At 54.4% G+C, this 24,235-nt stretch carries 22 protein-coding genes; 11 read left to right on the forward strand and 11 right to left on the reverse strand.

Annotated elements, in window-relative coordinates; genetic code table 11:
- The 3 genes from Q371_RS08615 to Q371_RS08625 all read right to left on the reverse strand — a co-directional run.
- The coding region (locus Q371_RS08615) for a carbohydrate ABC transporter permease (RefSeq protein ID WP_034339041.1) at positions 1 to 686 on the reverse strand (686 nt) is incomplete at its 3' end.
- Positions 687 to 825: 139 nt separating this feature from the next.
- Entirely contained in the window at positions 826 to 2,064 is a 1,239-nt protein-coding gene (locus Q371_RS08620) for an extracellular solute-binding protein (RefSeq protein ID WP_034339044.1), read from the reverse strand.
- A gap of 127 nt (positions 2,065 to 2,191) precedes the next feature.
- Positions 2,192 to 3,193 (reverse strand): LacI family DNA-binding transcriptional regulator, encoded by a 1,002-nt coding sequence (locus tag Q371_RS08625; protein WP_034339047.1) that lies wholly within the window; start codon positions 3,191 to 3,193, stop codon positions 2,192 to 2,194.
- 820 nt (positions 3,194 to 4,013) lie between these two features.
- On the opposite strand from Q371_RS08625, the gene Q371_RS08630 reads away from it, so the two are divergent.
- Entirely contained in the window at positions 4,014 to 7,709 is a 3,696-nt protein-coding gene (locus Q371_RS08630) for a starch-binding protein (RefSeq protein WP_084571341.1), read from the forward strand.
- 22 nt (positions 7,710 to 7,731) lie between these two features.
- Here the strand turns inward: Q371_RS08630 and Q371_RS08635 are convergent, their stop codons facing one another.
- The 4 genes from Q371_RS08635 to Q371_RS08650 all read right to left on the reverse strand — a co-directional run bounded on the left by Q371_RS08635 (position 7,732) and on the right by Q371_RS08650 (position 10,120).
- On the reverse strand, positions 7,732 to 8,649 hold the full coding sequence (locus tag Q371_RS08635) for a phosphotransferase family protein (RefSeq protein WP_034339050.1): 918 nt from the start codon (positions 8,647 to 8,649) through the stop codon (positions 7,732 to 7,734).
- Entirely contained in the window at positions 8,646 to 9,056 is a 411-nt protein-coding gene (locus Q371_RS08640; RefSeq protein ID WP_157442601.1) for a hypothetical protein, read from the reverse strand. The genes Q371_RS08635 and Q371_RS08640 overlap by 4 nt, the downstream gene beginning before the upstream one ends.
- A 93-nt stretch (positions 9,057 to 9,149) precedes the next feature.
- Positions 9,150 to 9,620, reverse strand: a complete 471-nt coding sequence (locus Q371_RS08645) for an OmpH/Skp family outer membrane protein (protein WP_034339056.1) — start codon at positions 9,618 to 9,620, stop codon at positions 9,150 to 9,152.
- 2 nt (positions 9,621 to 9,622) lie between these two features.
- Positions 9,623 to 10,120 carry an OmpH/Skp family outer membrane protein gene (locus Q371_RS08650; RefSeq protein ID WP_034339280.1) on the reverse strand — a complete coding sequence of 166 codons (498 nt, stop codon included), beginning with the start codon at positions 10,118 to 10,120 and terminating at the stop codon, positions 9,623 to 9,625.
- A gap of 117 nt (positions 10,121 to 10,237) precedes the next feature.
- On the opposite strand from Q371_RS08650, the gene Q371_RS08655 reads away from it, so the two are divergent.
- The 6 genes from Q371_RS08655 to Q371_RS08680 all read left to right on the forward strand — a co-directional run bounded on the left by Q371_RS08655 (position 10,238) and on the right by Q371_RS08680 (position 14,028).
- On the forward strand, positions 10,238 to 10,861 hold the full coding sequence (locus Q371_RS08655; protein WP_034339059.1) for a CBS domain-containing protein: 624 nt from the start codon (positions 10,238 to 10,240) through the stop codon (positions 10,859 to 10,861).
- A 197-nt stretch (positions 10,862 to 11,058) separates the two neighbouring features.
- Complete coding sequence (locus tag Q371_RS08660; protein ID WP_051963810.1) at positions 11,059 to 11,364, forward strand: hypothetical protein; 306 nt, start codon at positions 11,059 to 11,061, stop codon at positions 11,362 to 11,364.
- Between the two features lie 135 nt (positions 11,365 to 11,499).
- Positions 11,500 to 12,183, forward strand: a complete 684-nt coding sequence (gene nth, locus Q371_RS08665; protein WP_034339062.1) for an endonuclease III — start codon at positions 11,500 to 11,502, stop codon at positions 12,181 to 12,183.
- Between the two features lie 84 nt (positions 12,184 to 12,267).
- Positions 12,268 to 12,981 (forward strand): zinc ribbon domain-containing protein, encoded by a 714-nt coding sequence (locus Q371_RS08670; RefSeq protein WP_034339066.1) that lies wholly within the window; start codon positions 12,268 to 12,270, stop codon positions 12,979 to 12,981.
- A 9-nt stretch (positions 12,982 to 12,990) separates the two neighbouring features.
- On the forward strand, positions 12,991 to 13,434 hold the full coding sequence (locus Q371_RS08675) for a GNAT family N-acetyltransferase (protein WP_034339069.1): 444 nt from the start codon (positions 12,991 to 12,993) through the stop codon (positions 13,432 to 13,434).
- A 171-nt stretch (positions 13,435 to 13,605) separates the two neighbouring features.
- Entirely contained in the window at positions 13,606 to 14,028 is a 423-nt protein-coding gene (locus Q371_RS08680; RefSeq protein ID WP_157442602.1) for a hypothetical protein, read from the forward strand.
- 66 nt (positions 14,029 to 14,094) lie between these two features.
- Here Q371_RS08680 and Q371_RS08685 read toward each other — a convergent pair whose 3' ends face one another.
- Positions 14,095 to 14,448 (reverse strand): carboxymuconolactone decarboxylase family protein, encoded by a 354-nt coding sequence (locus Q371_RS08685; protein WP_051963813.1) that lies wholly within the window; start codon positions 14,446 to 14,448, stop codon positions 14,095 to 14,097.
- Complete coding sequence (locus Q371_RS08690; protein WP_034339076.1) at positions 14,445 to 14,864, reverse strand: cobalamin B12-binding domain-containing protein; 420 nt, start codon at positions 14,862 to 14,864, stop codon at positions 14,445 to 14,447. The genes Q371_RS08685 and Q371_RS08690 overlap by 4 nt, the downstream gene beginning before the upstream one ends.
- Positions 14,865 to 15,043: 179 nt before the next feature.
- Here Q371_RS08690 and trpS point away from each other — a divergent pair, with 179 nt between their 5' ends.
- Positions 15,044 to 16,027 (forward strand): tryptophan--tRNA ligase, encoded by a 984-nt coding sequence (gene trpS, locus Q371_RS08695; RefSeq protein ID WP_034339282.1) that lies wholly within the window; start codon positions 15,044 to 15,046, stop codon positions 16,025 to 16,027.
- A gap of 5 nt (positions 16,028 to 16,032) precedes the next feature.
- Positions 16,033 to 16,764, forward strand: a complete 732-nt coding sequence (locus Q371_RS08700; RefSeq protein ID WP_034339283.1) for a segregation and condensation protein A — start codon at positions 16,033 to 16,035, stop codon at positions 16,762 to 16,764.
- A 1-nt stretch (position 16,765) separates the two neighbouring features.
- Here Q371_RS08700 and Q371_RS08705 read toward each other — a convergent pair whose 3' ends face one another.
- Positions 16,766 to 18,733 carry a tetratricopeptide repeat protein gene (locus Q371_RS08705; protein WP_051963815.1) on the reverse strand — a complete coding sequence of 656 codons (1,968 nt, stop codon included), beginning with the start codon at positions 18,731 to 18,733 and terminating at the stop codon, positions 16,766 to 16,768.
- A gap of 3 nt (positions 18,734 to 18,736) precedes the next feature.
- Positions 18,737 to 19,945: a S8 family peptidase gene (locus Q371_RS08710; RefSeq protein ID WP_169743811.1), complete on the reverse strand. Its 1,209-nt coding sequence runs from the start codon at positions 19,943 to 19,945 to the stop codon at positions 18,737 to 18,739.
- Between the two features lie 287 nt (positions 19,946 to 20,232).
- On the opposite strand from Q371_RS08710, the gene Q371_RS08715 reads away from it, so the two are divergent.
- The gene (locus Q371_RS08715) at positions 20,233 to 21,408 is read left to right on the forward strand and encodes a metallophosphoesterase family protein (RefSeq protein WP_034339288.1); all 1,176 of its coding nucleotides are present in this window, start codon (positions 20,233 to 20,235) and stop codon (positions 21,406 to 21,408) included.
- Positions 21,405 to 24,158 carry an SbcC/MukB-like Walker B domain-containing protein gene (locus Q371_RS08720; protein WP_034339079.1) on the forward strand — a complete coding sequence of 918 codons (2,754 nt, stop codon included), beginning with the start codon at positions 21,405 to 21,407 and terminating at the stop codon, positions 24,156 to 24,158. The genes Q371_RS08715 and Q371_RS08720 overlap by 4 nt, the downstream gene beginning before the upstream one ends.
- Positions 24,159 to 24,235 lie beyond the last annotated feature (77 nt).

The following is a 24,235-nucleotide window of genomic DNA, read 5'->3' on the forward strand; positions in this document are numbered from 1 at the left end:
CATTTGCTGGCCCCATCGACCTCGGCGGCTTCGTAGACGTCAGAGGAGATGGTTTGCAGTCCAGCCATGTACAGGATCATGTTGTAACCGAAGTAACGCCAGAACACCAGGAGGCAGACCAGAGGTTTGGTGTATTCCTTTTCGTAGAGCCACTTGATGTAGTTTTCGCCGGTTTTGTCAGGGATGAGCCAGTCGAAGAGGGGGAACTGGTTGAGGTAGAGCAGGAACTGGTTGATGGCTCCGCTGCGCTCACTGAACAGCACGGTGATCACCAGGGAGATGGCGACGGTGGAGGTGATGTAAGGGACGAGAAAAGCAGCGGTGTAGAAGTGCTTGAGGCGTTTGACCTGGGTGTGCAGGACGTAAGCGAGGGGGATGGCAACGAAGTGCTGTGGGAGGCCAGAGACGATGGCGATCCAGAAGGTGTTGTAGATGGATTTGAAGAACTCGGGTTCGGTGAAGATGAACTGGAAGTTGCTGAGTCCGACCCATTTGAAGCTGGTGATGCTGGAGGCGGAGTCCCACTGTCCGAAGGCAAGCATGAGGGAGAAAACGATGGGGAGGAGGCCGAAAATGGCGAAGGAGATAAAAAAGGGACTGGCGAAAACATAGGGTGCTGCGGCAAGGTTGAATTTGCTCCAGCTCCATTTCTTGTGTTCTACGTTTGTTTTGGTGGTGGTGGTCATAAAACTCCTTACACGAAAGCCTGTCCAGAACTGTCCGGAAGGGGAACGCTGTGATGGGGTTGCGCTCCGACAGCTTCTAAGCGTTTTCCCAGAAGCCTCCCAAGGGAGGCTTCTGGGAGGGAGCTCATTCGGATTTAGATCAGTTTCCGCGCTTGACGCGACGTTCAACGGCGGTCTGGGCTTCGTCCAGAGCGGCCTTGATGTCGGCACCATCGTTCAGCACTTTGTTGATGGCTGCACCCAGAGCATCGCTGGCCACTTGGTCAAACTTGTTGGCATCGATGGCTTTGGTTTTGTTGGCGGCATTCACCCACATGGGGCGGGCTTTCTGGTTGCCCAGGAAGGCCACGGGTTGGCTGAAGATGGGGTCTTTCTGAGCGGCTTTCAGGGAGGGCAGGGCGCTGATGGTTTTGAAGGAGTTCAGCTGCACATCTTTGTTGAGGGCGAAGAACTTGATGAATTCCCAGGCGAGGGCTTTGTTTTTGCTCTGTTTGGGGATGGCCATGAAGCTGCCGCCCCAGGTGGCGTAGTTCTTGCCGGGCAGGTCAGCAGCGCGCCATTTGCCAGCGGTGTCGGGAACCATGCCGCGCATGGTGCCTTCGAACCATGCACCAAAGGGTTGGGTGGCGACTTTGCCTTTGTTCAGGGCGTCGGTCCACTCGGGGCTCCACTCACCGATGTTCATGTCCAGTTTCAGATCGCGGGCTTTTTTGGCAAGGGTCAGGGCCTGCACGAAGCGGGCGCTGTTCAGGACAGGGTTGCCTTTGGCGTCGAAGTAGAGGTTCTCGCCAGCGGGGATGTTGGCACGGATGTAGGTCTGGGCAATGAAGCCCGCGTTGTGGAGCAGGTAAGCGCCGGTTTTGTCTTTGATTTTCTTACCAGCGTCGATGAAGCTGTCCCAGCTCTTGGTCAGGGCACCGGTGCTGACGCCTGCTTTGGAGAGGATGTCAGAACGGTAGAACAGGGTACCAGGAGCAATGTCCACAGGCAGCACGAACATGTTGCCGTCGGGGTTGGTGGCTTGTGCCCAAGCGTAAGCAGTCACCTGGTTTTGGTACTGTTTGGCGTTGTAGGGGGCTTTGGACAGGTCTTCCAGACCGCCAGACTCACCGAAACGGGCCACGAAGCCGATTTCCACGCAGGCCACGTCACCGGCACCGTTGCCAGAGGCAAGGGCGGTGGTCAATCCGTTGTGGTGGTCGCCGTAGTTGAGGGCGTTGACTTTGATGTCCACGTCGGGGTTGGCTTTTTTCCACAGGGGAATGGCGGCTTCAACGGACTCGTTGAGGTTGGTGAAGCAGGTGATGGTGAGGGTTTCTTTGGCAAAGGCGACACTACCAAGGGCGAGAACAGCGAGCAGACCAAGAGCTTTTTTCATATTTTCCTCCACTTCATTCCTCTGAAGTATTTGAAACGACTTGAAGAGCAAACGTTTGACCAGTTGAAACCGCTTTCAGGGGCTTTTATGTCATGGACCAAACAACCTCCGTGAAAGATCCTGAATGTCAGCGCAAAAGCGCCGTGGATTCACGAACAATCAGCTGGGCTTGGAAATTGTGCAGGGTGTAAGGGCGATTTTCCAGCATGAGCAAGATCACTCGGGCAGCTTCACGACCAAATTCAAGGGTCGGAAAGCGCACGGTGGTGAGGGGGGGCGTCATGTAAGAGCAACCGGGAAGATCATCAAAGCCAACCAAGGAAATGTCGTGGGGAACGCGAATTCCTCTGCGGTACAGGGCCAGTTTGGCCCCGAAGGTCATCTGGTCGTTGGCACCAATGATGGCCGTGAAATTGCGGGTTTTGCTGAAGAGGGCATCCATGGCCAGCACGCCGGATTGTTCGGTGAAGTTGCCTTCAACCACCAGATCCAGATCCAGCTGCAAACCGGCTTCCTGAATGGCTTTTTTATAGCCCTGGTAGCGGTCGTGGGCAGCTTTGTTGTGGAGGGGACCAGAGATGTGGGCAATGCGGGTGTGCCCGAGTTCGATCAGGTGCCGGGTCCCCACATAAGCGCCCAGGGTGTGATCGATGTCCAGACAGTGCCGTTCCATGCCTTTGATGCGACGGCCAATCACGATGATGGGCATGGATTTGGCCAGCAAAGCCAATTCCCTCTCGGGGACAAGCCCGTCCAGCACGATCATGGCATCCACACGTCTGCCACTCAAAACACGCAGGGCTTCTTTCTCACGGTCTGCACGCCAGTGCCCACTCGCAAAGATGGGGTGGTAAGGGCTGCCATCCAGACCCTGCTCGATGCCTTTCAGGATTTCTCCATAAAAAGGACTGGAGATTTCCTGGGTCACCACACCAATGCTGAGGGACTTTCCCTGTGCCAGTCCTTTGGCGAGAACATTTGGGCTGTATCCAAGTCGCTGGATGGCTTCCAGAACAGCTTTGTGTTTCTCGGGAGCCACTTGAGCGGTACCGTTGATCACCCGCGAGACAGTGCTGGGGGAAACTCCAGCTTCTCGGGCAACATGATTTAAGGTCACAGTTTCGCGCACAGGTCCTCCCTAAGGAACTTGCTTCAGGATTGGTTCAGTTGGTGTGCATCTAGTGAATCACGATTTGAAAGCGTTGTCAAGAGAGCGTTTGCTCAAACCATCAAAATTGCAGAGGGATTTGGTGGTTTCGTCGTGTAGAACAATGAATGTGGTTTTTCATGAACGTGGTGCAAAGGACGTTGCATGATGCGGTTTTCCGAAAGAAATGGAATCATTCAGAAATCCTTTCAAAGTTTCATTCTGTTTTTCATGGAATGTCTTTTGAAAGACTCGTGCTGGACGCAAGAGGTTCTGGGGCTGGGCTTTGGAGCTTTTGGTGAAAAGCTGAGGACCAGATGAAAGTCTGGTTTTTCAGAGGCAATCCATCTGTCAAAATTCGTTTTTCCAGGCTACAAAGTTTCTGTTGTGTAAAAACGTTACAAAATGTTAATCCAATCTTAATCCAATCAGGCATTTTTGATGAAGTGTGCGAGGACGGTTTAAGCCATTGTGATAGATGATTTCGATTTCATAAAGCCTGTACCAGCATCAAAACAACTCCACTTCATGCTCTGTACAACAGTGAAAAACAAGGAGGGGTTCGGGTGGTTTCACCACAAATGCAAGACATAAAAAAATTAACTTACACAAAGGTTTTCAGAAACATCATGAGAATAATGATAAAACATTGGATATATGGAAGCCTTTCCATTTGATGCTTGACTTCGTTCTGGTGCAGGTATTTAATCAATTCATACCAAATCACAAATGGCAAACACCTGTCCGAGGTGACAGGCTCGCTGTGGCCGTCTGAACCAGCAGAACGGCTGAAAGGGAAAACATGGTTTCAAAGCGCATGATGGGAGGGTTGCTGACCCTCGCACTGATGGTCAGTTCTTGTGGAAGTCAAGTCCCCGCTCCTGTAGAGCAAGTTCAGCCTGCTGCGGCAGGTGGATTGCAAGTCTATTTCAAAAAGCCAACCACCTGGGGAACCGCCAACATCCACTACTGGAACACGGTGGCTTCTCCTGCACTGGCTGCAACCACCTGGCCTGGTGTGGCAACCACTGCGGCTTCTGGTGGCTGGGTCACTTACACGCTTCCCAATGCCACATCCAGCAACTTGCTGTTTGTGAATGCCAGCAACACCACCCAGAAGACCGTGGACCTTTCCCGCAACCGGGATGGCTGGTTCAATGGAACCACCTGGTACGAAACCAACCCTGACGTGGCAGGTGCTGGTCTGACTGTGCATTTCAAGAAACCCACCGCCTGGGGCAAAGCCAACATTCACTTCTGGAATGTGGCAGCCCAACCTGTGATTGCCAACACCACTTGGCCCGGTGTTGCCATGGTGGACGAAGGCAATGGCTGGTTCAAATACACCTTCGCCAATGCATCATCGGCCAACTTGGTGTTTGTGGATGGCAACAACACGGCCAACAAAACCGGTGACCTGTTTCGTGTGGTGAAAGAAGGCTGGTACGATCCAGCCACCAGTGCCTGGAGTGACACCTCTGGGGTCTGCTCCAACACCACCACAGTGGGCAATCCCACCGCTCTCACCAGCACTGCTGGTGACAAGCAAATCAGACTGACCTGGACCCCCTCCAGCGACTGTCAGGTGACGGGCTACAGGGTGTACCAGAAAACCAGTGCCCAGACCACCTACACTTTGCTCACCACCACCCCTCTGGCCAAAACCGCCAACACCTTCACGGCCACAGCCCTCACCAACGGCACCACCTACAATTACAAAGTGGTGGCCATCAACAGTGCAGGCACAGAATCCACGGGAGCCACTGCCTCTGGAACCCCCGTTGCTCCCCCGAGTGGCATCACCCTGAATTTCAAAAAACCCAGCAGTTGGAGCAATGTCAATGTGCATTACTGGAGTGTCACGGCCAGTCCTGCGATTGCCAACACCACCTGGCCAGGTGTACCCACCACTGCCATTGGTTGCGGCTGGTACCGTCAGACCTTCTCTGGAGCCACCAATGTCAATGCATTGTTTGTGGATCCGGCCAACACGGGGGTCAAGACTCCGGACCTGACCAACCGCACAGCAGATGGCTGGTATGACGGCAATACCATGAGCTGGGTGGCTGCCCCGACCATCCCTTCAGGCGCATTGACCAATCCTGCTTCCCTTGCAGCCGTGGGTGGAACCGGACAGGTGGCCCTGAGCTGGACGGCACCCAACGACTGCCGCCTCACCAATGTGAGGGTGTACCAGAAAACCAGTGCCCAGACCACTTACACCCTTGCCGCCACCTTGCCTGCCACCGCAACTTCATACACCGCCACAGGGCTGACCGGAGGCACCACCTACAACTTCAAAATTGCCAGCACCGATGGCAGTGCTGAATCCTCTGGCGTTCTCGTCAATGGGACGCCCACCGTGTGCGCCACTGGACCTGTGGGCAACCCCTCCGGTCTGACAGGCTCTGCGGGACCCAACAGCTTTGCCTTGAGCTGGACGGCATCCACCGACTGTCAGGTGACAGGTTATCGGGTGTACCGCAAACTCAGCACCGAAACCAATTACACCCTGGTGACCAGCACCCCTCTGGCCAAAAATGCAACAAGCTATACTGCCAGTGGCCTGACTGCGGGTCAAACCTACAATTTCAAAGTGGTTGCCGTGAATGCTTCCGGAACGGAATCCACAGGTGTCACCACCAGTGGCGTGCCGCTGCAGCAAGCCCCGAGAACCGATTTCCGTGAAGAGTCCATCTATTTCGTGATGACCACCCGTTTCTACGACGGAGACACCACCAACAACACCGCCTGCTGGGACGATTCGGTGGCAGGCAATGTCGGTGATCCTTGCTGGAGAGGGGACTTCAAAGGCCTGATCGAGAAGCTGGATTACATCAAGGCTCTGGGTTTCTCGGCGATCTGGATCACGCCAGTGGTCAAGAACATCTCGGGTTACGACTACCACGGCTACCATGCCAGCAACTTCAAGGAAGTGGACCCCCGCTACCTGTCTCAGGGCATCAGTTACCAGACCCTGATTGACGAAGTGCACAAACGGGGCATGAAGATCATTCAGGACGTGGTGTTCAACCACACAGGCAACTTTGGTGAAGAGAACCTGTACCCCCTCTTCAAGAAAGACCCCACCAAAGCAGACACGGCTGCCAACTTGCTGAACATTGCTCCTGCTGGACTTTTGCCTTCCAACTACAGCACGCTGACGCCTGCTGCACAGTATCAGGCACGGATTGCTGCCATGAAGGAAGACACCAAGGACACCACCTTCAAATACCACCATGAGAAGTCCCTGTCTTGGGAAAGCTACACCGTCCAGACCGGACAAATCGCTGGGGACGCAGTGGACCTGAACACCGAAAACCCCACCACCTACAACTACCTGATCGATGCGTACAACCGTTACATCGACATGGGTGTGGATGCTTTCCGCGTGGACACCGTCAAACACATCTCCAGACTCACTTTCAATAAAGTGTTCAATCCTGCGTTCAAAGCCAGAGGCGGATCCAATTTCTACATGTTTGGTGAGGTGGCGACCCGTTACCGTCAGGTCTGGAACAGTGGCATTCCGGCCATTTCCACCCCCTTCTACACTTGGGCAGAAAGCAAAGCCTACCCTTGGAGCAGCACCGACCGCACAGTGAACGAAGCCGCTGTCTTGCAGCACTGGAATGAGAACACCAATGTGGCCACCCAGCCCACCAGCACCAACCACCTGCTCAACGGAAACGCTTACAGAGCGGTGAACAACAGCTTGCGCAGTGGTCTGGATGTGATTGACTTCCCCATGCACTGGAACTTCGCCAATGCCAGAGACGCCTTTGGTGTGGCCGTTGGGGGAGACCAGTACTACGCCGATGCCACCTGGAACGTCACCTATGTGGACAGCCACGATTACGCTCCAGACGGTGCTCCAGAGAACCAGCGTTTCTCCCTCGGGCAGGACGTGTGGGCCGAGAACCTCAGCCTGATGTTCACCTTCCGTGGCATTCCCACCCTGTACTACGGTTCTGAAGTGGAGTTCCAGAAAGGAATGGTCATCGACGTGGGCCCCAACAAACCCCTCGCACAGACCGGACGTGCGTACTTCGGAGACCGCATCACAGGTGCCATCAGCGTCAGCAACTTTGGCAAATACAGCGGTGCCACGGGCAACATTGCCACCACCCTGGAATACCCTCTGGCACAGCACATCCGCCAGTTGAACCTGATTCGCCGTGCGGTCCCTGCACTGCAAAAAGGACAGTACAGCCTGGATGGGGTTTCGGGAACAGCCATGGCCTTCAAACGCCGCTTCACCAGCAGCAGTGTGGACAGTTTTGCTCTGGTTGCAGTGTCCGGCGATGCCACCTTCACTGGCATTCCCAACGGCACCTACACCGATGCGGTCACTGGTGACGTGAAAACCGTCACCAACGGCACCCTCACGGCCAATGCTGCGGGCAAAGGCAACCTCAGGGTGTACGTGCTCAGCACCAGTCTGACCCCTGCCCCCGGCAAAGTGGTGGACCGTGCAGGCCTGACCTACCTGAAATAACTTCTTCTGAGAAAAGCCCCCTTCACTCCGGTGAGGGGGGTTTGTTTTTGGCCATGGGAATGCCAGAGATCTCTAGAATCCTCTGAAAACTTTCCTGTTTCAATTGTTCAATCCAGCGCTGAATTTCAGGGGTGCTTTTTGACTTTGCAGAGGGTTGCTCCAGCAACTGAAGCCACCTGAGGTGGGCCAGCACATCAAACACCTCCAGATGGTCTGTGGACTCTGGGTTTTGCTGACCATACTGTGCTGTGAAGGCTTCACACAGCTCTGGTTGCTGGGATTTTTGCAGAATCAAGCGGGTCCATGCCACATCCTGACGGGGATCTCCAGTGCTCCAATCCCAATCCAGCACCACCAACTGGTTTTCAGGGGTCAGCAGCACGTTCCAGGGGTGGTAGTCCTGATGAAGCAGAACCCGAGTGACGCTTTGCACATCTTGCTTCCGCAGCCAATCAAAGGTTTGCTGATGTTCTTTTTGAAAAGGACGGTCAAACCGGGAAATCAGACTTTCGAAAGCGCTTTCAGAAAGAAGGATGCTCTGTGGTGTTTGCTTCGCTTCAATCTGGTGAATTTGAATCAACTGCTTCACAAACCGCTCCAACCAGAGTGTTTGGTCTGATCCTGACAAGACCTCCATGATGGGACGGCCTTCGATCAGCTCCATCAAGACACTTGAACCAGAGTTGTCTTGAAATGCTCCCAACAAATCTGGAACGGCAACACCAAGTTCGTTCAAATGCCCCAATGCCCAGCTTTCCCGAAAAAAATGTTCCTCAAAGCCAGGAGGATACCTTTTCAGCACCCCCTGCGTTTGGACGCCATGCTGCTCCCATGTGACATTGTGGATGGGAAACGCCATGCCACTGGAAAAGGTGCTGGATTCCAGAAGTTTGACCTCTGGACCAAGCATGTCTTGCAAGAGCCGTTCAAGGTCTTTCACAGCAACTGAACCACATACACCCGAGCGGTTTCAAAAGCCACACCCAGACCGAACAGCATGATCAACCACATGAAGCGGGAACCCACTTTGGGATCGGTGAGTTTTCCTGCACCGAGCAGGTGGGCTGCAACCACGGTCAGCAACTGGCAGATCACATAACGCAAATGCCCGCCAGAGCGCCCAGAAGGAATCTGGTGACCAGAGGCCACAGTGTAGAAGTGCAGCAGCACTGCAACTCCAGTGAACAGGTACATGACCAGACTGGACACCAGAAAAGCTCTGGAAACCCGGGGCTTTTGAAAAAGGAAAACACTCCAGACGAACAGGATCAGAAACAGGCCGGTGTTGACCAGTGCAAGGTTGATGTTCAGGTAGTCCAGAGGGACAAGGGGATCTGTTCCATTCATGCTGCTGCCCATTATGGCACCCTGAAGAACAAAAAACAGAGGATGCTCTTGCAAAGAACATCCTCTGGGAAACCCGGTTGTGGGTTGGGAGGTTTATTTGAGGGCTTTGATGACCGCTGCGGTCAGGTCGGTGGATTTCTCCTCGGCGTAGACCACCAGTCCAGAAGAAGCAGCCACATTTTTGCTCATCACAATCTGGAAACCCTGGGCTTTTGCCACTTTTTGTACAGCGGTGTCAATGCTCTTGGCCATGGCGTCCAGTTTCGGTTTGAGCTGCTTCTGGTACTTCTCAAAGGTGTTGTTGTACTGGGTTTGCAGGTCCTTGTATTGCTTTTCCTGGGCTGCAGTGGGCTTGCTGGAGCCTACGGTCTTTTGCAGATCGGTAATTTTTTTGCGGATGGGGTCAAGGGCACTGCTGGCTTCCTTCTCCAACTGGGTGATGGTTTTGTTGGAAGGATGCTGGGCCTTGATCTTCTCCACATCGATGAAGCCGATTTTGGTGGCAGAAGCAGCCAGACCCGAGCCTGCCAGCAGCAGGGTCAGTGTGAGAAGGGATTTTTTCATGGTTACTTGAGGGCTTTCATCACATCAGAAGTGAGGTTGGTGGCCTGTTCATCGGCATAGATCACCAGACCGGATTTGGCAGCAGATCCACGGTTCAGGATCACACTGAAACCCTGTGCTTTGGCCACATTGGCGATGGCACGGTTGACATCGGTGTCAACAGGCTCTTGCAGTGCAGTGATTTGCTTCTGCCATTTTGCCCCAGCCGCATCATAGGTTTTCTTGGCGGTTTCGAAATCCTGTTTGTCCTTGGCAGAAGCATTGGCAGCTTGTGCTTTGGCAGCCAGATCATTGATTTTCAGTGTGGTTCTGAGCTGCTCCATTTCGGCGTTGGCTTTGTCTCCGAGTTCAGACAGATCTTTGTATTTGGGGTGAGATGCGAAGACAGCATCGACATCCACCAGACCCACTTTGGTGGGTGCATTTTGCGCTTTGAATGTGGACCCCATGAGGGCGAGACCAGCAATGGCCGTGACAGCAAGCAGTTGAGAACCTTTCATGTTCTGGAGCATACTTTACGGCTGTTTGAGGAACATGAAGTGTAAATGTACTTGCTTCCCCCTGCCTTCATCTTTCATGATTGTGTTATACAGGACAAGCTGAAGGAGGCGCATTTTATGCTCGTACGTGACTGGATGACTCCGAACCCGACTGTCATTTCGCCAGATACCCCTGTGCTGGAAGCCCTGAAACTTTTGGGGGCCCACCATTTCCGACGTTTGCCCATTGTCAAAGATGGGGCCCTGATTGGGATGGTCACAGATAAAGACCTCAAAGATGCCATGCCATCCAAAGCCACCACGCTCTCGGTGTGGGAATTGAACTACCTGCTGTCCAAATTGACGGTGGATGAAGTGATGGCTTCTCCGGTGGTCACGGCTTTTGACCATGAATTCATGGAAGATGCCGCCTTGCGTTTGCAGGAACACAAAATTGGTGGCATGCCTGTGCTGGACAAGGAAGGCAATCTGGTGGGCATGATCACCATCACCGATGTGTTGCGGGCTTTCACGCAGATTATGGGCTTGCAAGAAGGAGGAGAGCGCATCACCATTGATGTGCCTGATGTGCCGGGCAGTCTGAACCGTGCCATTGAGGCCATCAAGCCCTCCAACATCATTTCGGTGGCCACCTCGGGCAGCCAGTTCCAGAGGCGCCGTTTTGTGATCCGTGTGGTGGGGGAAGGCAGCGATCAGGTGCGAGACCGACTCACCGACGCTGGCATTCTGGTTTACGAGTAAACAACCACAGAAAGTACACCGTTTCCCGCTCCTGTCCTCAGGGAAATCCCCAACAAATCGCCCAATTCGGGCGGTTTTTCATTGTGTGGCATGGTTCATGTGCAGAGACCCGGGACGATCCGCCCTTGAGTGGTTTACCGCAGGTATAGTACACTGCGTTCACCCAATCAGGAATGCACCGTCAAAGGGGGAAGGTTATGCCCGCTACGATCCGTTTATTTGGTCATGAAGCCACTTACCACTCTGGCAAGTGGGAATGCGCAGATGTTTCACTGCAGGCCATGCTGCAAAGCCTGGTCAATCCACTTGAAGCCCACTCACCAGAAGCAGACATCCGCAACGCAAAATACGCCATCAAACGCTTCGGTGGGGTGTGGGTGTCTCCAGAGTTGCCTCCAGAGCCAGAGCCTGTTGCCGAGCAAGCTCCAGCCCCTGAGCTGGCAGCCCCCAAACCCAGGCCCGGATTTGGCGCATTTTTCCGACGTCTGGTCAGCCGGGCATGACCCCTTGAGCTCACCCTGATTCCTGATTGATTTTGCCCCTGCTCAACAGCAGGGGTTTTTTGTTGAGGTTCAGAGCGAACGGTTTGCATTTTTTGCTGGCATTCTGACCTCGGGCTTTCGGTATGATCTTGGCATATGGTTGACCCTGACCTGCTTGCCATCCGCAAAACACGGGCCAAAAAAGTGCTCAAAGCCATGAAAACCCTTTATCCAGATGCCAAAACCGAACTGGAGTACGGCAGTCCATTCCAACTGCTGGTGGCTGTGGTGATGTCGGCACAGGCCACCGACAAGAGCGTCAATGTGGCCACAGAGAAACTGTTTCAGGTGTTTCCAGATGCTTTCAGCATGGCCAGAGCCTCCACAGAAGAAGTGGAAAGCCACATGATGAACGTCAATTTGCACCACAACAAGGCCAGAAATGTGGTGCGGCTTTCCCAGCTTCTGGTGGAAAGGCACAATGGCGAGGTGCCCAACGACTTTGATGCCATTCTGGCCTTGCCCGGTGCGGGGCGCAAGACAGCAAATGTGGTGCTCTCCAACATCTATGGCATGCCTGCGATTGCTGTAGACACCCATGTGGGTCGGCTTTCCAGACGCCTCGGGCTTTCAGAGGAGATGAATCCAGACAAGGTGGAAAAAGACCTCATGCAGGTGTTTCCCAAAAAAGAATGGATCTTTCTGCACCATTCGTTGATTCTGCATGGCAGAAGGGTGTGTTTTGCCCGAAAGCCCAACTGCCCTGGGTGCCTGATGAAAGGTTTTTGTCCCAAAATTGGTGTGGATGAGATGGCCAGCGGACAACCCCAGAAGGACTGAACTCTGGTTGAATTGGGGAAGATGTGCGGAATTTCCCATGTTTCTCTGGCACTCTGGCGGCCTTCACGGTGTAAAGTAAAAGAGATGAATGCTTCTTCGATGCTGGAAACGCTCTACGTCATTCAACAGATGGACCTGGAGCTGGATCGTTTAAAGAGCGACGAGACGCGCATTCCGGGTGACCTTGCCAGTGCACGCAGTGAACAGGAAGACCTTCAAGAGAAACAAGAAGGTTGCCGGAACCGTCAGCGTGAGACCCGCAAGGAAATCCAGAGGAATGAACTCGAACTGGAAGACTACCGCCAGAAGCTCGGCAAAGCCAGAGAAGAGCAAAGCAAAAATGCCTTCGATGCGCGCACCCAGGTTCAGTACGAGAACCAAATTCAACAGTTGTCAGATCGGGTGACCGATCTGGAAGAAATCCTCGCGCCTCTCTATGCCCGTGCAGAGGAACTGACCGCAGAGTGGAACAGCCTGGAGGAACAGGAAGACCGCCTGAACCCACGCCTCACCGAACTGGAAGCCATGGATGAGAACCGCATTCAGGCCCTGCGCGATGAACACGACACCAAAATGGCCAAGCGCACGGAACTCCTCAAGACCATCGACATCCGTCAGGTCAAGGAATACGAGATGATCCGCAAAGCCCGCAAGGGTCTGGCGGTGGTGGCCATCCAGAACAGCCGGTGCACCGGTTGCAATGTGCAGTTGCCCGTCACCATCCAGCAGCAGGCCAAAGCCAAAAAAATCCCTGCCGTGAAGTGCCCTTCTTGTGGCCGCATTCTGGTCCACCTGTAAGGGATGCCCATGCACATCCGACTTGCCAACCGCAAAGACAGCCAGATCCTGACCGAGCTTTGTCTCGGTTGGGAAGGGGCTCCGGCCACCCGGAATCCCGAGCTGCTGGAAGAACTCTGGTTTCAAACCCTCACCGATGACGACAGCAGTGTGTACATTGCTCAAGACGATCAGGTGAGGGGTTTTGTGCATGTCACCTATCAGGCCAGACCTGCCCGTCTGGGTTGGCGGGCCACCATCGAGGAACTGCACACCCTGTCAGACCATCCCGAGGTGTACCACAAACTCCTGGAAGCTGTGGTGGCAGAATGCCGCCGCAGGGGAGATGTGATCGCCCTGTACCTGCTGACCCAGCCAGATCTGGAACCCAGCCTGAGCACCCAGCAGGTGTATCAGGATCTGGGATTCAGGAAAAGAGGCAGAGACGTGCTGATCTGGACTGGAGAGCTTTAGGGGTTCTGAAAAGCCACGACATCTTGGAGGCTTTCTCGTGCGAGAAGGCCTTTTTCTTTGCAGGCCCTCAGGATTTGATGGGCAAAAGTCAGAGTCAAAACTGAAGATCAGCTGAATTTCGGTCTGGACATCATCCGAGGTCTATGTAGAATGGTCGTGGAGGCAAAACACATGAAAAAAACCACTCTCATTCTCGGGGCCGGTCTTCTGCTCAGCGTTGCCCACGCCCAGGACTTCTCTGCAAACGTCGCTTTCCATGCCCCCACTCTGGGTGGCAGTGTTGGCCTGACCGCCAAAGGTCTGGTGGCTTTTGACGACCTGAGCGTGGATGCCCGTCTGATTGGCGACATCACCACCAAAGGTTTTGCTGTGCAGGCTGATGTGCTGCCCAACCTGTATGTCACCGATGACGTCAACCTGTACTTTGGTCCCTCTCTGGGCATGGGTTTCAGCAACGGAGGCGCCAGTTTCCTGTTTGGTGGTGTGGGCGGTCTGGCTTACCCGGTCACCGATGCTTTTGATGTGTTTGCCGAAGGCAAATGGAACAACCTGAGCGGTTTTGGTCTGCGTGTGGGCCTCAGCTACTACTTCTGATTTGAATGTTTTGCACAGAAAAACCATGGGTCTGATGCCCATGGTTTTTTGTTGGTTTTCTGGCTTTCAAGGTTCTGAAGATGCAAACCCTTTCATGCTGCGCAGCACTTCAAAAGCCCCAATCACCCTTGGAAAACCCAGATAAGGGATGGCAAACAACAAGGCTTCTTCGATGTCTTGCAATGTGCCTCCAGCGGCCACCACACCCCTGAAGTGCGTTTTCAATTCCTGAGGGTTGCCCAGAGACACCAGCATCACGATGGCAAGCAATTCTTTGGTTTTCAGGTCCAGACCCGGACGGTCATACACTGTTTCATAGGCAAAGCTGGCAATGTATTTTTCGAGGTCCGGGTGGAAAGCCTTCAGGCGTTCTTCGATGGCCTCCTTGTGGGTGCCCCAGATGGTGTCTCTGGAGCTCACAGGGGTTCCTGTGCGGCCCACCTTGCCTGAACCGCCTCATTGAGCCAGACCACAGGTTCATCCAGACTGCTGCCCGGCGTGAAGACTCTGGAAACCCCCAGCTCGGCCAGAGCAGGCAGGTCCTGATCGGGAATGATGCCTCCACCAAAAAGCAGGATGTCGGTGGCCTGTTTTTCTGCAAGCAATTGATGCACTTCCCTGAAAAAATGCATGTGGGCTCCGGAGAGCACAGAAAGTCCAATGGCATCCACATCTTCTTGCAGTGCGGTGGCCACGATCATCTCTGGGGTTTGCCTGAGGCCGGTGTACACCACTTCCATTCCAGCGTCCCTGAGCGCCCGTGCCACAATTTTGGCCCCACGGTCATGTCCATCCATGCCGGGTTTGGCGATCAAAACCCGTATTTTGCGGTTCATGTTGTCCTCCTTTTTGGGGTATCTTAACGTTTTTGCCTGAGGTTTGTCAGTGAATTTCTAAGGTCAGCACTGCAAATCCACTTGAGAATTCACAGGCTGCGGTCTTGCCTTCCAAATGTACGGACTTCATGGTGGGTGCAGGGTACAGAAAAACCCTGTCCACAGGTATACTGATGGGCGTGAAGCGAGTTTTCTCTGGCATTCAACCCACCGGTGAAATCCACATCGGGAATTACTTCGGAGCCATCCTCAATTACGTCAAGCTTGGTGAGGAACTCGGCAAGAATTCCATTTACTGCATTGTGGATTACCACGCCATCACCATCCCCCACGAACCTGAACTGCTCAGAAAACGCACCTTTGACGCTGCCCTCGTCAACATGGCTGCGGGTCTGGACCCCAACAAAGTGATCCTGTTCGCCCAGAGCGACGTGCGAGAGCACACCGAATTGGGCTGGATTTTCTCCACCCAGACCCCCCTCGGGGATCTGGAACGCATGACCCAGTTCAAAGACAAGTCCAGCCAGCACAGCGTTCTGGCCGGTCTCTTGATGTACCCCACCCTGATGGCCGCAGACATCCTGCTGTACAAAGCCAACACGGTGCCTGTGGGCGAAGATCAGGTCCAGCACATCGAACTGACCCGAGAAATTGCCCGCCGGTTCAATGGCCGCTTTGGTGAACTGTTCCCAGAGCCTCTGGCGGTCCACAACAAGGATGCTTTGCGGGTGCCCGGCGTGGATGGACAGGGCAAAATGTCCAAGTCCAAAGGCAACACCATCGGTGTGCTGGAAGACATCGAATCCATCTGGCAGAAACTGCGGGTGGCCCCCACCGATCCTGCCCGTGTGCGCCGCACCGATCCGGGCAACCCCCATGTTTGCCTGATTTTTGATTACCACAAACTGTTCAGCGATCTGGACACCATCCAGATGGTTGAAGTGGGATGCAGCACTGCTGGCATCGGATGCATCGACTGCAAAAAGACCCTGATGAAAGGCGTGGAGCGCACCCTTGTGCCCATCCAGCAAAAAGCACAGGAGCTTTACAGCACCCCCGATGTGGTCAAAGATGCCCTGCATGAAGGGGCCAGAGAAGCCAGAACCATCGCCCAGCAAACCATGCAAGAAGTGCGGGATGCTCTGGGCCTCCTGAACCCCTGATTTTGATGGAACCCCTCACCCTGGACTTCCCCGGGTTTTCTGGCAGCCTTCCAGAGCTTTTGCAAGCTCTGAAGCAGCATCGCCTTGAGCCCGGGGGTGTTCCCCTCACCACCATCACCGAAGCGGTTCTGGGCCGCTTCTATGCCCTCAGGGCCATGGATGCAGAGTTGGCAAGCGAAGCTTTGCCTCAACTGGCTGCGGTCATTGCCCTGAAGACCTCGTTGCTGTTGCCCAAAATCCCCAGAGATGAACCTGAAGACTTCACCGAAGACTTCGACGACATGCCTTCCGATGTGATCAACAGTGTGCAGGCTTTGCAAGAGTTGGACGCTCTGGTGCGTTTTCTTTCTGAAAAACGCAAAGGAAGAAGCCAGATCATTCCCGCCAGAGGCCTTGATCTGCCTTATGAGCGCAAGAAACCCAGAGAGCGGATGGTGCTCACCCAGCTTCTGGCCGCCGCCAAAAGCGCCGTGCGAGAGGTGCAGGCTGCACACATGGTCAAAGACCGCCTGACCCTTGAAGACGCACGCAAGGCCATTCTGGCTTTTGTGAAGAACATCCAGACCTTTTTCTTTGGTGCTATTGTCACCAAAGACTGGGGTGAAAAAACCGTTTACTTTGCAGCCCTCTTGGAATCGGTCCGGCTTGGCGAGGTGGAACTCACCCAGGAAACCCCTTACGGTGAAATTCACGTCGAGGCCCTTCAGGTGCCTGAAACCCAGCCTGAGCAGGTTTGACTCAGATCTCTGGGGCGTCTTCGGTCACGATTTTCAGGTTGTTGAAGACCCTCAAGGCGGCTTCAACGATGCGGGGATCGAAGTGGGCTCCGCTGTGTCTGGACAGTTCCTCCAGAGCATTTTTCAGGCTCCACGCCTGTTTGTAGGGCCTGCGGTGGGTGAGGGCATCAAACACATCGGCCACAGCCACAATCCGGCCAGAGAGGGGGATCATTTCACCCATCAGGCCAAAAGGATAGCCCCGTCCATCCCAGCGTTCATGGTGCGAAATGGCAATTTCCTGTGCCAGTTGCAGCAGTCTGGATTTCCCCCCTGAGAGGATGCGCCCACCAATCACCGTGTGGGTCTTCATCTGGTCGTATTCCTCTGGGGTCAGGACACCATGCTTCATCAGGATGCTGTCCGGGATGCCAATTTTGCCCACATCGTGCAATCTGGCAGCCAGACGGATGATTTCCACTTCTTCTCTGGGAAGGCCAATCTCCTGAGCAAGCATGGCGGCATTGCGACCCACGCGCCAGGTGTGGGCTCCGGTCACATCGTCTCTGGACTCTGCTGCAATGGCCAGACGGGTGACGATTTCCACCTGGGACTGTTCCAGCTCTTGGGTGCGCTCAAACACCAGAGCCTCTGCGGCTTTGCGGGCCAGTTCGTTGGTTTCGTTCTGGAGGCGGTACATTTCGGCACGTTGTTCGGTGCGTTCCAGTTCAAAACGCATCTTTAAATAACGTGAACGCCGTTCCCCTTCTTCGTTCTTCAATTCCTGATCGATCCTGTGAAAGGTTTTGAAGTGTTCCAGAGCGGCTCTGGGGTTGCCCATTTGCTCAAAACAACCCGAGAGGCATTCGTGCACGCTGGCCATGGCTTTCATGCGGCCACTGTTTTCTGCGAGGGTCAGGGCCTGCATGAAATACCCGTGGGCTTCGTTCAGTTTCCGGAAGGCCAGATACTGCTTGCCCAAGCCAATCAGGGCATCCAGTTCTGACTCTTTGTCCGAAGACTGTCGTGCCAGAGCCAGCGCATCATAGTAGGTGGTCTGGGCCTTTTTGTGGTTTCCCTGCCAGTTGTAGATGTGCCCCAGATTGTTGAGGGCAGAGATGATGTTGGAGGTCAGGTTCAGGCGGGTGCTCAGCCGATGGGCCCGTTCAAGGTGATCCATGGCTTCACGGATGTTCCCTTTGATTCTCAGGGTTTCACCCAGATTGACCAGAGCCGTGGCATGCAAAGCGGGGATGTTGGCCCCCACGCCGATGTTCAGGGCATCTTTGAAATAACGCAGGGCATCTTCATGGTCACCCAGTTGCTGGTAAAGCACCCCGATGGAAATCAGGCAGACCCCCTGTGTGCGGGGGTCATGGTCGGTTTCGGCCAGCAGTTGGTGGGCACGGGTCAGGTAAGAAAGGGCTTCAAAATACTGTCCAATCTGGGTGTGTAAGGCCCCGAGATTGGACAGCAAATTCACCACTTTGGTGGGGGTGTCCAGCTTTTCACGCAGCGGCAAAGCGGTTTCCAGAGCTTCAATGGCTTTGATCTGGTCGCCCTGAATGGCATACAAACTGGCAAGTCCATTCAGGCAGTCTGCTTCAGCTGTAAAATGACCAGACTCTCGGGCCATGTTCAGGCCGTGGCTGAACATGCCGTTGGCATAATCGTATTTGCCCTGATCCCGATACACTTTGCCCATGGCGATCAGGGCTTCGATCTGGTCCTGGGTGTTGTGGTTGATGGTGAAGCGGTTCAGGGCCTGAATCAGGTATTTCTCGGCGTTGCTCAGGTCTGAAAGCTGGTAAGAGGCCATGCCAGCCACCAGCATGGCACTGGCATACAGGTCTTGCAGGTTTGCTTCAAGCGCAATTTTGGCCGCTTGCAAGGCCATTTTTTGTGCTTCGGAATAATTCGAGCCCATGAACCTGCGGGCCAGATCCAAAATGCCCTGTGCATTTGAAGCAGAGTCCAAACCGGTGGTCATGATTCAGGGCCTGGTGGTTTCCACGAAAGTGTGAACATTCAGCAGACCTGCACCCAACTGATTCTGGAACGTTGGATTGTAAGCGTTGAGGGGGATTGCTGAATTTTTCAGGGCTTGGACAGCAGATGAACTGGAGAGGTTAGCATTTTGACCCAGCGCCAGAGCCAGCGCACCTGCCACTTGTGGAGCTGCAAAGGAAGTGCCGTAGCCTCTGGACTTCAAGCCACCGGGATAGGCCACATAAATGTTTTCTCCCAGTGCAGAAAGGGTCAAGGTTTCGTGGTAATTGCTGAAGATGGATTTTTGGAGGTTGGTTTGTACACTTCCCACACTGACCACCAGCGGATTGCTGTCAGAGTAACGGGCAGGGGAGTTCAGGCCATAAAGGTTGCTGTTTCCTGCACTGCTGACCACCAGCACGTTTTTGGATGCTGCATAACTCAGGGCCGCTTGCAAGGCTGCGGATTTCTCGGGCAGACCCACACTGAGGTTGATGATTCTGGCACCTCGGTCCACCACGTGGTAAATGCCACGCACCAGGTCTGACAGGTCGCCTTTTCCATCTGAATTCAAGATGCGCACGGGCAAGAGTTTGATTCTGGGTGCCACTTGCAGCACAATGCTGCTCACCGCTGTTCCGTGACCATAACCGGTGTTGCCCGGAACGCCCACTTCTTGTGGGAGGTTGTCGTTGTCCACGAAATCTTTCCAGGCGTTCTGGCTGGTCAGGACCTGTGAGGGAAAAGCAGGGTGTTGAAAATCCAGCCCTGAATCCAGCACCGCCACAGTGATGCTGTTTCCGGCAGATGGGGTGCTGAGTTGCGCTTCTTTCAATCCCAGTTGAGACCATGAAGCCGTGTTCTCTGGAACAGGACCATACAGCCCATCGCCCCAGAGGACTGGACCATCGCCCCAGAGCACTGGACCGTCACCCCAGAGGACCGGACCATCGCCCCACAACACTGGACCATTGGCGTAGATGGTGGATTCCGGAACCTGAACCACACCTTGATCGGGTTCGAGGGTGCCTGATGTGCTTTGCTTGAGCAGTGCAGATGTTTTCAGACCCACCAGCAAAGTACGGCTTTCAGGATGCCAGAAGACCACCTGCCCTCCCAACGCATGGGCCACCTGAACGGGATCTTCAGAAGCCGAGAGGGTTTTTTGCTGGATGTAATGTGTAGGCTCTGATGAAGGTCCAGAGTCTGGCATCCGGGAAGTGGAACATGCGCTGAGGGCGAGGGTAAGCAGACAGAGGGTGGAGAGATGAGAAAGTCTGGACATGGGGAACCTCGATGGCTGGCGCGTTTGAAGCATCACGTCAGGAAATGCGTACTTAAGAGAAGTTTAACAGGTATTTCGCATTTGCAAATTGTGAGTGTAAAAAAAGTGTAAAGCAATCGTGCTGGATTCACAAGTTTGGCATCTGTACAAAACACTCTCTCTGGTCTCCAATGGGCTGCACAATTCTGTCGCGCCAACCCCCTACAATGGTCATCATGCGCATTCTCCACACCGGGGATTTTCATGCCGGACGACAGCTTCGTGGTCTGGACCGCACCCCCGAAATTCGAGCCACCCTCAATGAAATCCTTTCCATTGCCAGAGATGCCCGCGTGGATGCGGTGCTGGTCTCTGGAGATGTCTTTGACACCGTCAACCCGAGTGCCGCCGCCGAAGACGCCATCTATGAATTCTATCTGGGCCTCAAAGAAGCGGGCATTCCCAGCGTGACCATTGCTGGAAACCACGACAGTGCAGAACGCCTGCGGAGCATCCGTGGCCTCCTCAGGCATGTGGGTGCCCACATGGTGACCCACGTGACCCCCGACCTGAAAGAACTGGTGTATCCTGTGCAGGCCAGAGATGGAAACGTGCTGCAGGTGCTGGCTTTCCCGTTCCTGTCTGAGCGCAGACTGGTCAAGTTGGCCGATGTGGCCGAAGGCAATGTCAGCCAGTGGCGTCAAAAGTATCAGGAAGGCATGAACTTTTTCCTGCGTCGAATGGGCTCTTTGTTGAAACCTGACGCTGTCAACATGTTGATGATGCACCTGACCTTTGATGGCAGTGCCCCTTCAGGCAGCGAGCGGAACTTCATTTTTGACATCACCAACAGCTATACGGTCAGTGCCCGCATGCTCCCTGAAGCGTTGCAGTATGTTGCGCTAGGGCACATCCACAAGCCCCAGCAGGTGTCGGAGTTGCCGCCAGCCTATTATGCAGGAAGCATCATCCAGCTGGATTTTGGCGAAGCAGGCGAGAAAAAATACGTGAACCTCATCGAAGCCGAGCCGGGCCGTCCCATCAAAATGCAGCAGGTGCCCCTCACCAGTGGCAAGCCCTTGAAAACCGTGCGGGTTCAACTCGACCAGATTGAGCAGATGGACAGTCTGGTGCACTTTGAAGGCTTGCTGCGTGTGATTGTGGAATTGCCTGCCGGAATGGGATCTGCAGGCCTCAAAGAACGGGTGGCCAAGGTGCTGCCCAATGCTCTGGCCATCGAAATTGAGGTGTCCCAGCAGGAAGTGAAGTCCAGAGCGGCGGCCCGTGCCCACCTGTCGGATGTGCAGCTTTTCGAGCAGTATTATCTGGACCGGCATGGTGCCTTGCCAGAGGACATCCGTGAAGCGTTTCTGGAAGCTTCACGCCTGATTCAAGAAGGAGAAGAGCCGTGAAGCCCCTGAAACTCACCCTGCAAAACTTCACCTGCTTTCGGGAGCACACCGAGGTGGATTTTTCAGAGTTGTCCCTGTATGCCATTCAGGGACAGACCGGCAGTGGAAAGAGCAGTTTGCTGGATGCCATCTGCTTTGCCCTGTACGGTGAAACCCCCCGTCTGGGTGCCAAAGGACTGGATGCCCTGATTTCTCAGGGGGCCCAGAGCCTTTCCGTGCGTTTTGAATTTGAGGTGGGACAAGAGCGTTTCGAGGTGGCCCGTTCCAAGGGACGCAAAGCCAGCGAAAGCGAAACCCGCCTGTCCAGAATTCAGGATGGCAAAGCCGTGACGGCTGTGGAAGGCAACAAGAAAAAAGACATCCAGTCGGAAATCGAGAAAGTGGTGGGATTGTCCTTTGACTCGTTCACACGGGCCATTTTGCTTCCACAGGGTCAATTTGACCGTTTCCTGAAGGGCAACAGCCGGGAAAAACAGGAATTGCTCGGGAAGTTGATCGGACTGGACCGTTTCACCCGCATGCAAAAAGTGGCTTCTGAAAAAGCCCGTTCTGCACGCACCCAGCATGACCTCCTGCAGCACCGGCTGGACACAGAGTTTGCCGAAGTGACCGATGAACGCCTGAAGGAACTGGCCACCCAACTGGACACCACCCTGCACACCTTGCAGGAGCAGGAACAACAACAAACCCAGTTGTCTGAGGCTCTGGTGGTGCAAGAAGAACTTGCAGCCCTGCATCAACAAGAAACCCGGCACCAGAGGGACATGCAAACCCTGCTCTCCAGCCAACCTGCCATGGAAAAGCTGGAACAGCAGGTGCAAGCCGCTCTGGAGGTGGCAGGCGTCCTGACCTTGATCCGAACCACAACCTCTTTGCAGGAAAAATGGCAACAGGCCAAACTGAACCATCAGAAAAGCCAGCAGGCCCATCAGCAGGCCACCCTGAAACTTCAGGAAGCTGAAAAAGCTTACCAGCAAGCCAGAGGGCAAGCGCTTCAGGTGCCAGAGCTGGAGAGCCAGATGTCTGCTTTGCAGGACGCTCAGGGTCTGTATGCCCGCTTGAAGCAACTCGGGGGGCAACTCAAAGCAAGCCCTGTGGTCTTGCCATGGTCTGAAGACGCGTATGCACAGGCCCGCAACATGGTGGAACTGAAAGCCCAACTGGAAGCAGAAGCTTTGCAGATCGGGCAGGAACAGCAGCGCATCCAGCAGCAAAAGCAGCAACTCCTCAAAGAGCAAAAAGAACAGCAACGCTTGCGTGACCTGATGGAGCAATTGATTCCACAAGGCAAAGAAGCCCGCACCGAAGTGGAGCGCCTGAAAACCCTGCTGGAAACCTCCAGAGTGCAGCATCAGGCATTGCACCTCAAAGCCCATTTGAAAGTGGGAGAACCCTGTCCGGTCTGCGAACAACAGGTGCGGTCCTTGCCTGTTCATGTTCCGCAAGACATCACGGCCCTTGAAAAGCAGGTCAAACAAGCCGAAAAACATCTGGAAACCATCGTTGAAAACTATCAAAACGCCAAAAACCAGTTGCATGCCGTCACAGCCCGCATGCAGCAGGGGCAGGAGTTTCTGACCGAACGGGAAACCGAACTCAAGAAACGACAGCAGGGTTTTCAAGCCAAACAGGGTGGGCTCACCACCAGTGACCCACAGCAACAGATGCAGGCGTTGCTCTCTGGCTTGGCGCAAACCATTTTGCAAAAGAGTGGGGGAGACGACCCCGAGAAACGCTTCAAGGCATTGCAGCAAGAGAAAGCCCGTTTCCAACAAATGGAGCAGAACAGCTATCGCCTGCTTTCTGCTGCAGAAAGCCAGACCTCTGCCCTGAAAGCCCAACTGGACCTCCAGAGCCAACAGGTGACCGAGCGTGAACAGGAGTGGCAGGAAGCCCACCGTGGCTTGCAAGAAGCCCTGAGCACCCTTGCCATGACGCAAGAAGAGGCTCTGGCCTGTGCCATGACGCCAGAGCAGATGCAAGAAGCCAGACAAAAAGTTCAGCAGTGGCGAACCCGTTTGGCTGGTGTGCAGGCCCAACTGCAAGAAGTGCAGGAAAAAAAGGCCGGACGTGAGTACCAACCAGAGCTGCACCTGCAACAAAAGTCAGCGTTGCAGACCCTGACCGTTTCTCTGAAAGGGCTCAGTGTGCAGGTCGGACAGTTGCAGTCCCAGCAAAGCCATCTGAAAGAAAAGCTGGACCTGAAGCGCACGCTGGTCAAAGAAGCAGCCCTGCACCAGAAGACCCTGAACACCTGGGATGCTCTGGCCAAAAACCTCCAGTTGGACCGCTTTCCCAAATTTTTGCTGGAAGAGGTCGAGGAACAGTTGCTGATTGGTGCTGGAGCCCTGCTGACCGACATCAGCGATGGCCGTTATGCTTTGCACCTGCAAGATGGGGAATATGTGGTTTCAGACCACTGGAATGCCGGCGAGACCCGCCCGATTCGGACCCTTTCTGGCGGAGAAACCTTTCTGGCAAGCCTGTCTCTGGCCATTGCCCTGAGCGATTATCTGGCTGGCAACAAACTGCTGGGTGCCCTCTTTCTGGACGAGGGTTTCGGAACCCTTGATCCACAGGCCCTGGATGCTGTTGCCCGAGCACTGGAAAAGCTGCAGATCTCTGGTCGCATGGTGGGGGTCATCACGCACGTGCCTGCTCTGGCGGCAAGGCTTCCTGCCAGAGTGTTGGTGGAAAAACGCATGTCGGGCAGTTTTGTGCGCATCGACAGTGAAGAGATTTCAGCCTGAACATCAAAGGCAAAAGTCCTGTCTTTATCGGACTTTTGCCTTGATTTATGGCATGGGGATCTGTCAAACCTGAAGAA

Origin of the sequence: Deinococcus misasensis DSM 22328, from assembly GCF_000745915.1 — a bacterium.
GTDB lineage: Bacteria > Deinococcota > Deinococci > Deinococcales > Deinococcaceae > Deinococcus_C > Deinococcus_C misasensis.

Bases quoted from the DNA above. Each gene is read 5' to 3' on its own strand.
- Q371_RS08620 (WP_034339044.1), bottom strand. From the start codon at position 2,064: ATGAAAAAAGCTCTTGGTCTGCTCGCTGTTCTCGCCCTTGGTAGTGTC.
- Q371_RS08630 (WP_084571341.1), top strand. From the start codon at position 4,014: ATGGTTTCAAAGCGCATGATGGGAGGGTTGCTGACCCTCGCACTGATG.
- Q371_RS08640 (WP_157442601.1), bottom strand. From the start codon at position 9,056: ATGAATGGAACAGATCCCCTTGTCCCTCTGGACTACCTGAACATCAAC.
- Q371_RS08645 (WP_034339056.1), bottom strand. From the start codon at position 9,620: ATGAAAAAATCCCTTCTCACACTGACCCTGCTGCTGGCAGGCTCGGGT.
- Q371_RS08650 (WP_034339280.1), bottom strand. From the start codon at position 10,120: ATGAAAGGTTCTCAACTGCTTGCTGTCACGGCCATTGCTGGTCTCGCC.
- Q371_RS08655 (WP_034339059.1), top strand. From the start codon at position 10,238: ATGCTCGTACGTGACTGGATGACTCCGAACCCGACTGTCATTTCGCCA.
- Q371_RS08660 (WP_051963810.1), top strand. From the start codon at position 11,059: ATGCCCGCTACGATCCGTTTATTTGGTCATGAAGCCACTTACCACTCT.
- nth (WP_034339062.1), top strand. From the start codon at position 11,500: ATGGTTGACCCTGACCTGCTTGCCATCCGCAAAACACGGGCCAAAAAA.
- Q371_RS08670 (WP_034339066.1), top strand. From the start codon at position 12,268: ATGAATGCTTCTTCGATGCTGGAAACGCTCTACGTCATTCAACAGATG.
- Q371_RS08675 (WP_034339069.1), top strand. From the start codon at position 12,991: ATGCACATCCGACTTGCCAACCGCAAAGACAGCCAGATCCTGACCGAG.
- Q371_RS08680 (WP_157442602.1), top strand. From the start codon at position 13,606: ATGAAAAAAACCACTCTCATTCTCGGGGCCGGTCTTCTGCTCAGCGTT.
- Q371_RS08690 (WP_034339076.1), bottom strand. From the start codon at position 14,864: ATGAACCGCAAAATACGGGTTTTGATCGCCAAACCCGGCATGGATGGA.
- Q371_RS08700 (WP_034339283.1), top strand. From the start codon at position 16,033: ATGGAACCCCTCACCCTGGACTTCCCCGGGTTTTCTGGCAGCCTTCCA.
- Q371_RS08705 (WP_051963815.1), bottom strand. From the start codon at position 18,733: ATGACCACCGGTTTGGACTCTGCTTCAAATGCACAGGGCATTTTGGAT.
- Q371_RS08710 (WP_169743811.1), bottom strand. From the start codon at position 19,945: ATGCCAGACTCTGGACCTTCATCAGAGCCTACACATTACATCCAGCAA.
- Q371_RS08715 (WP_034339288.1), top strand. From the start codon at position 20,233: ATGCGCATTCTCCACACCGGGGATTTTCATGCCGGACGACAGCTTCGT.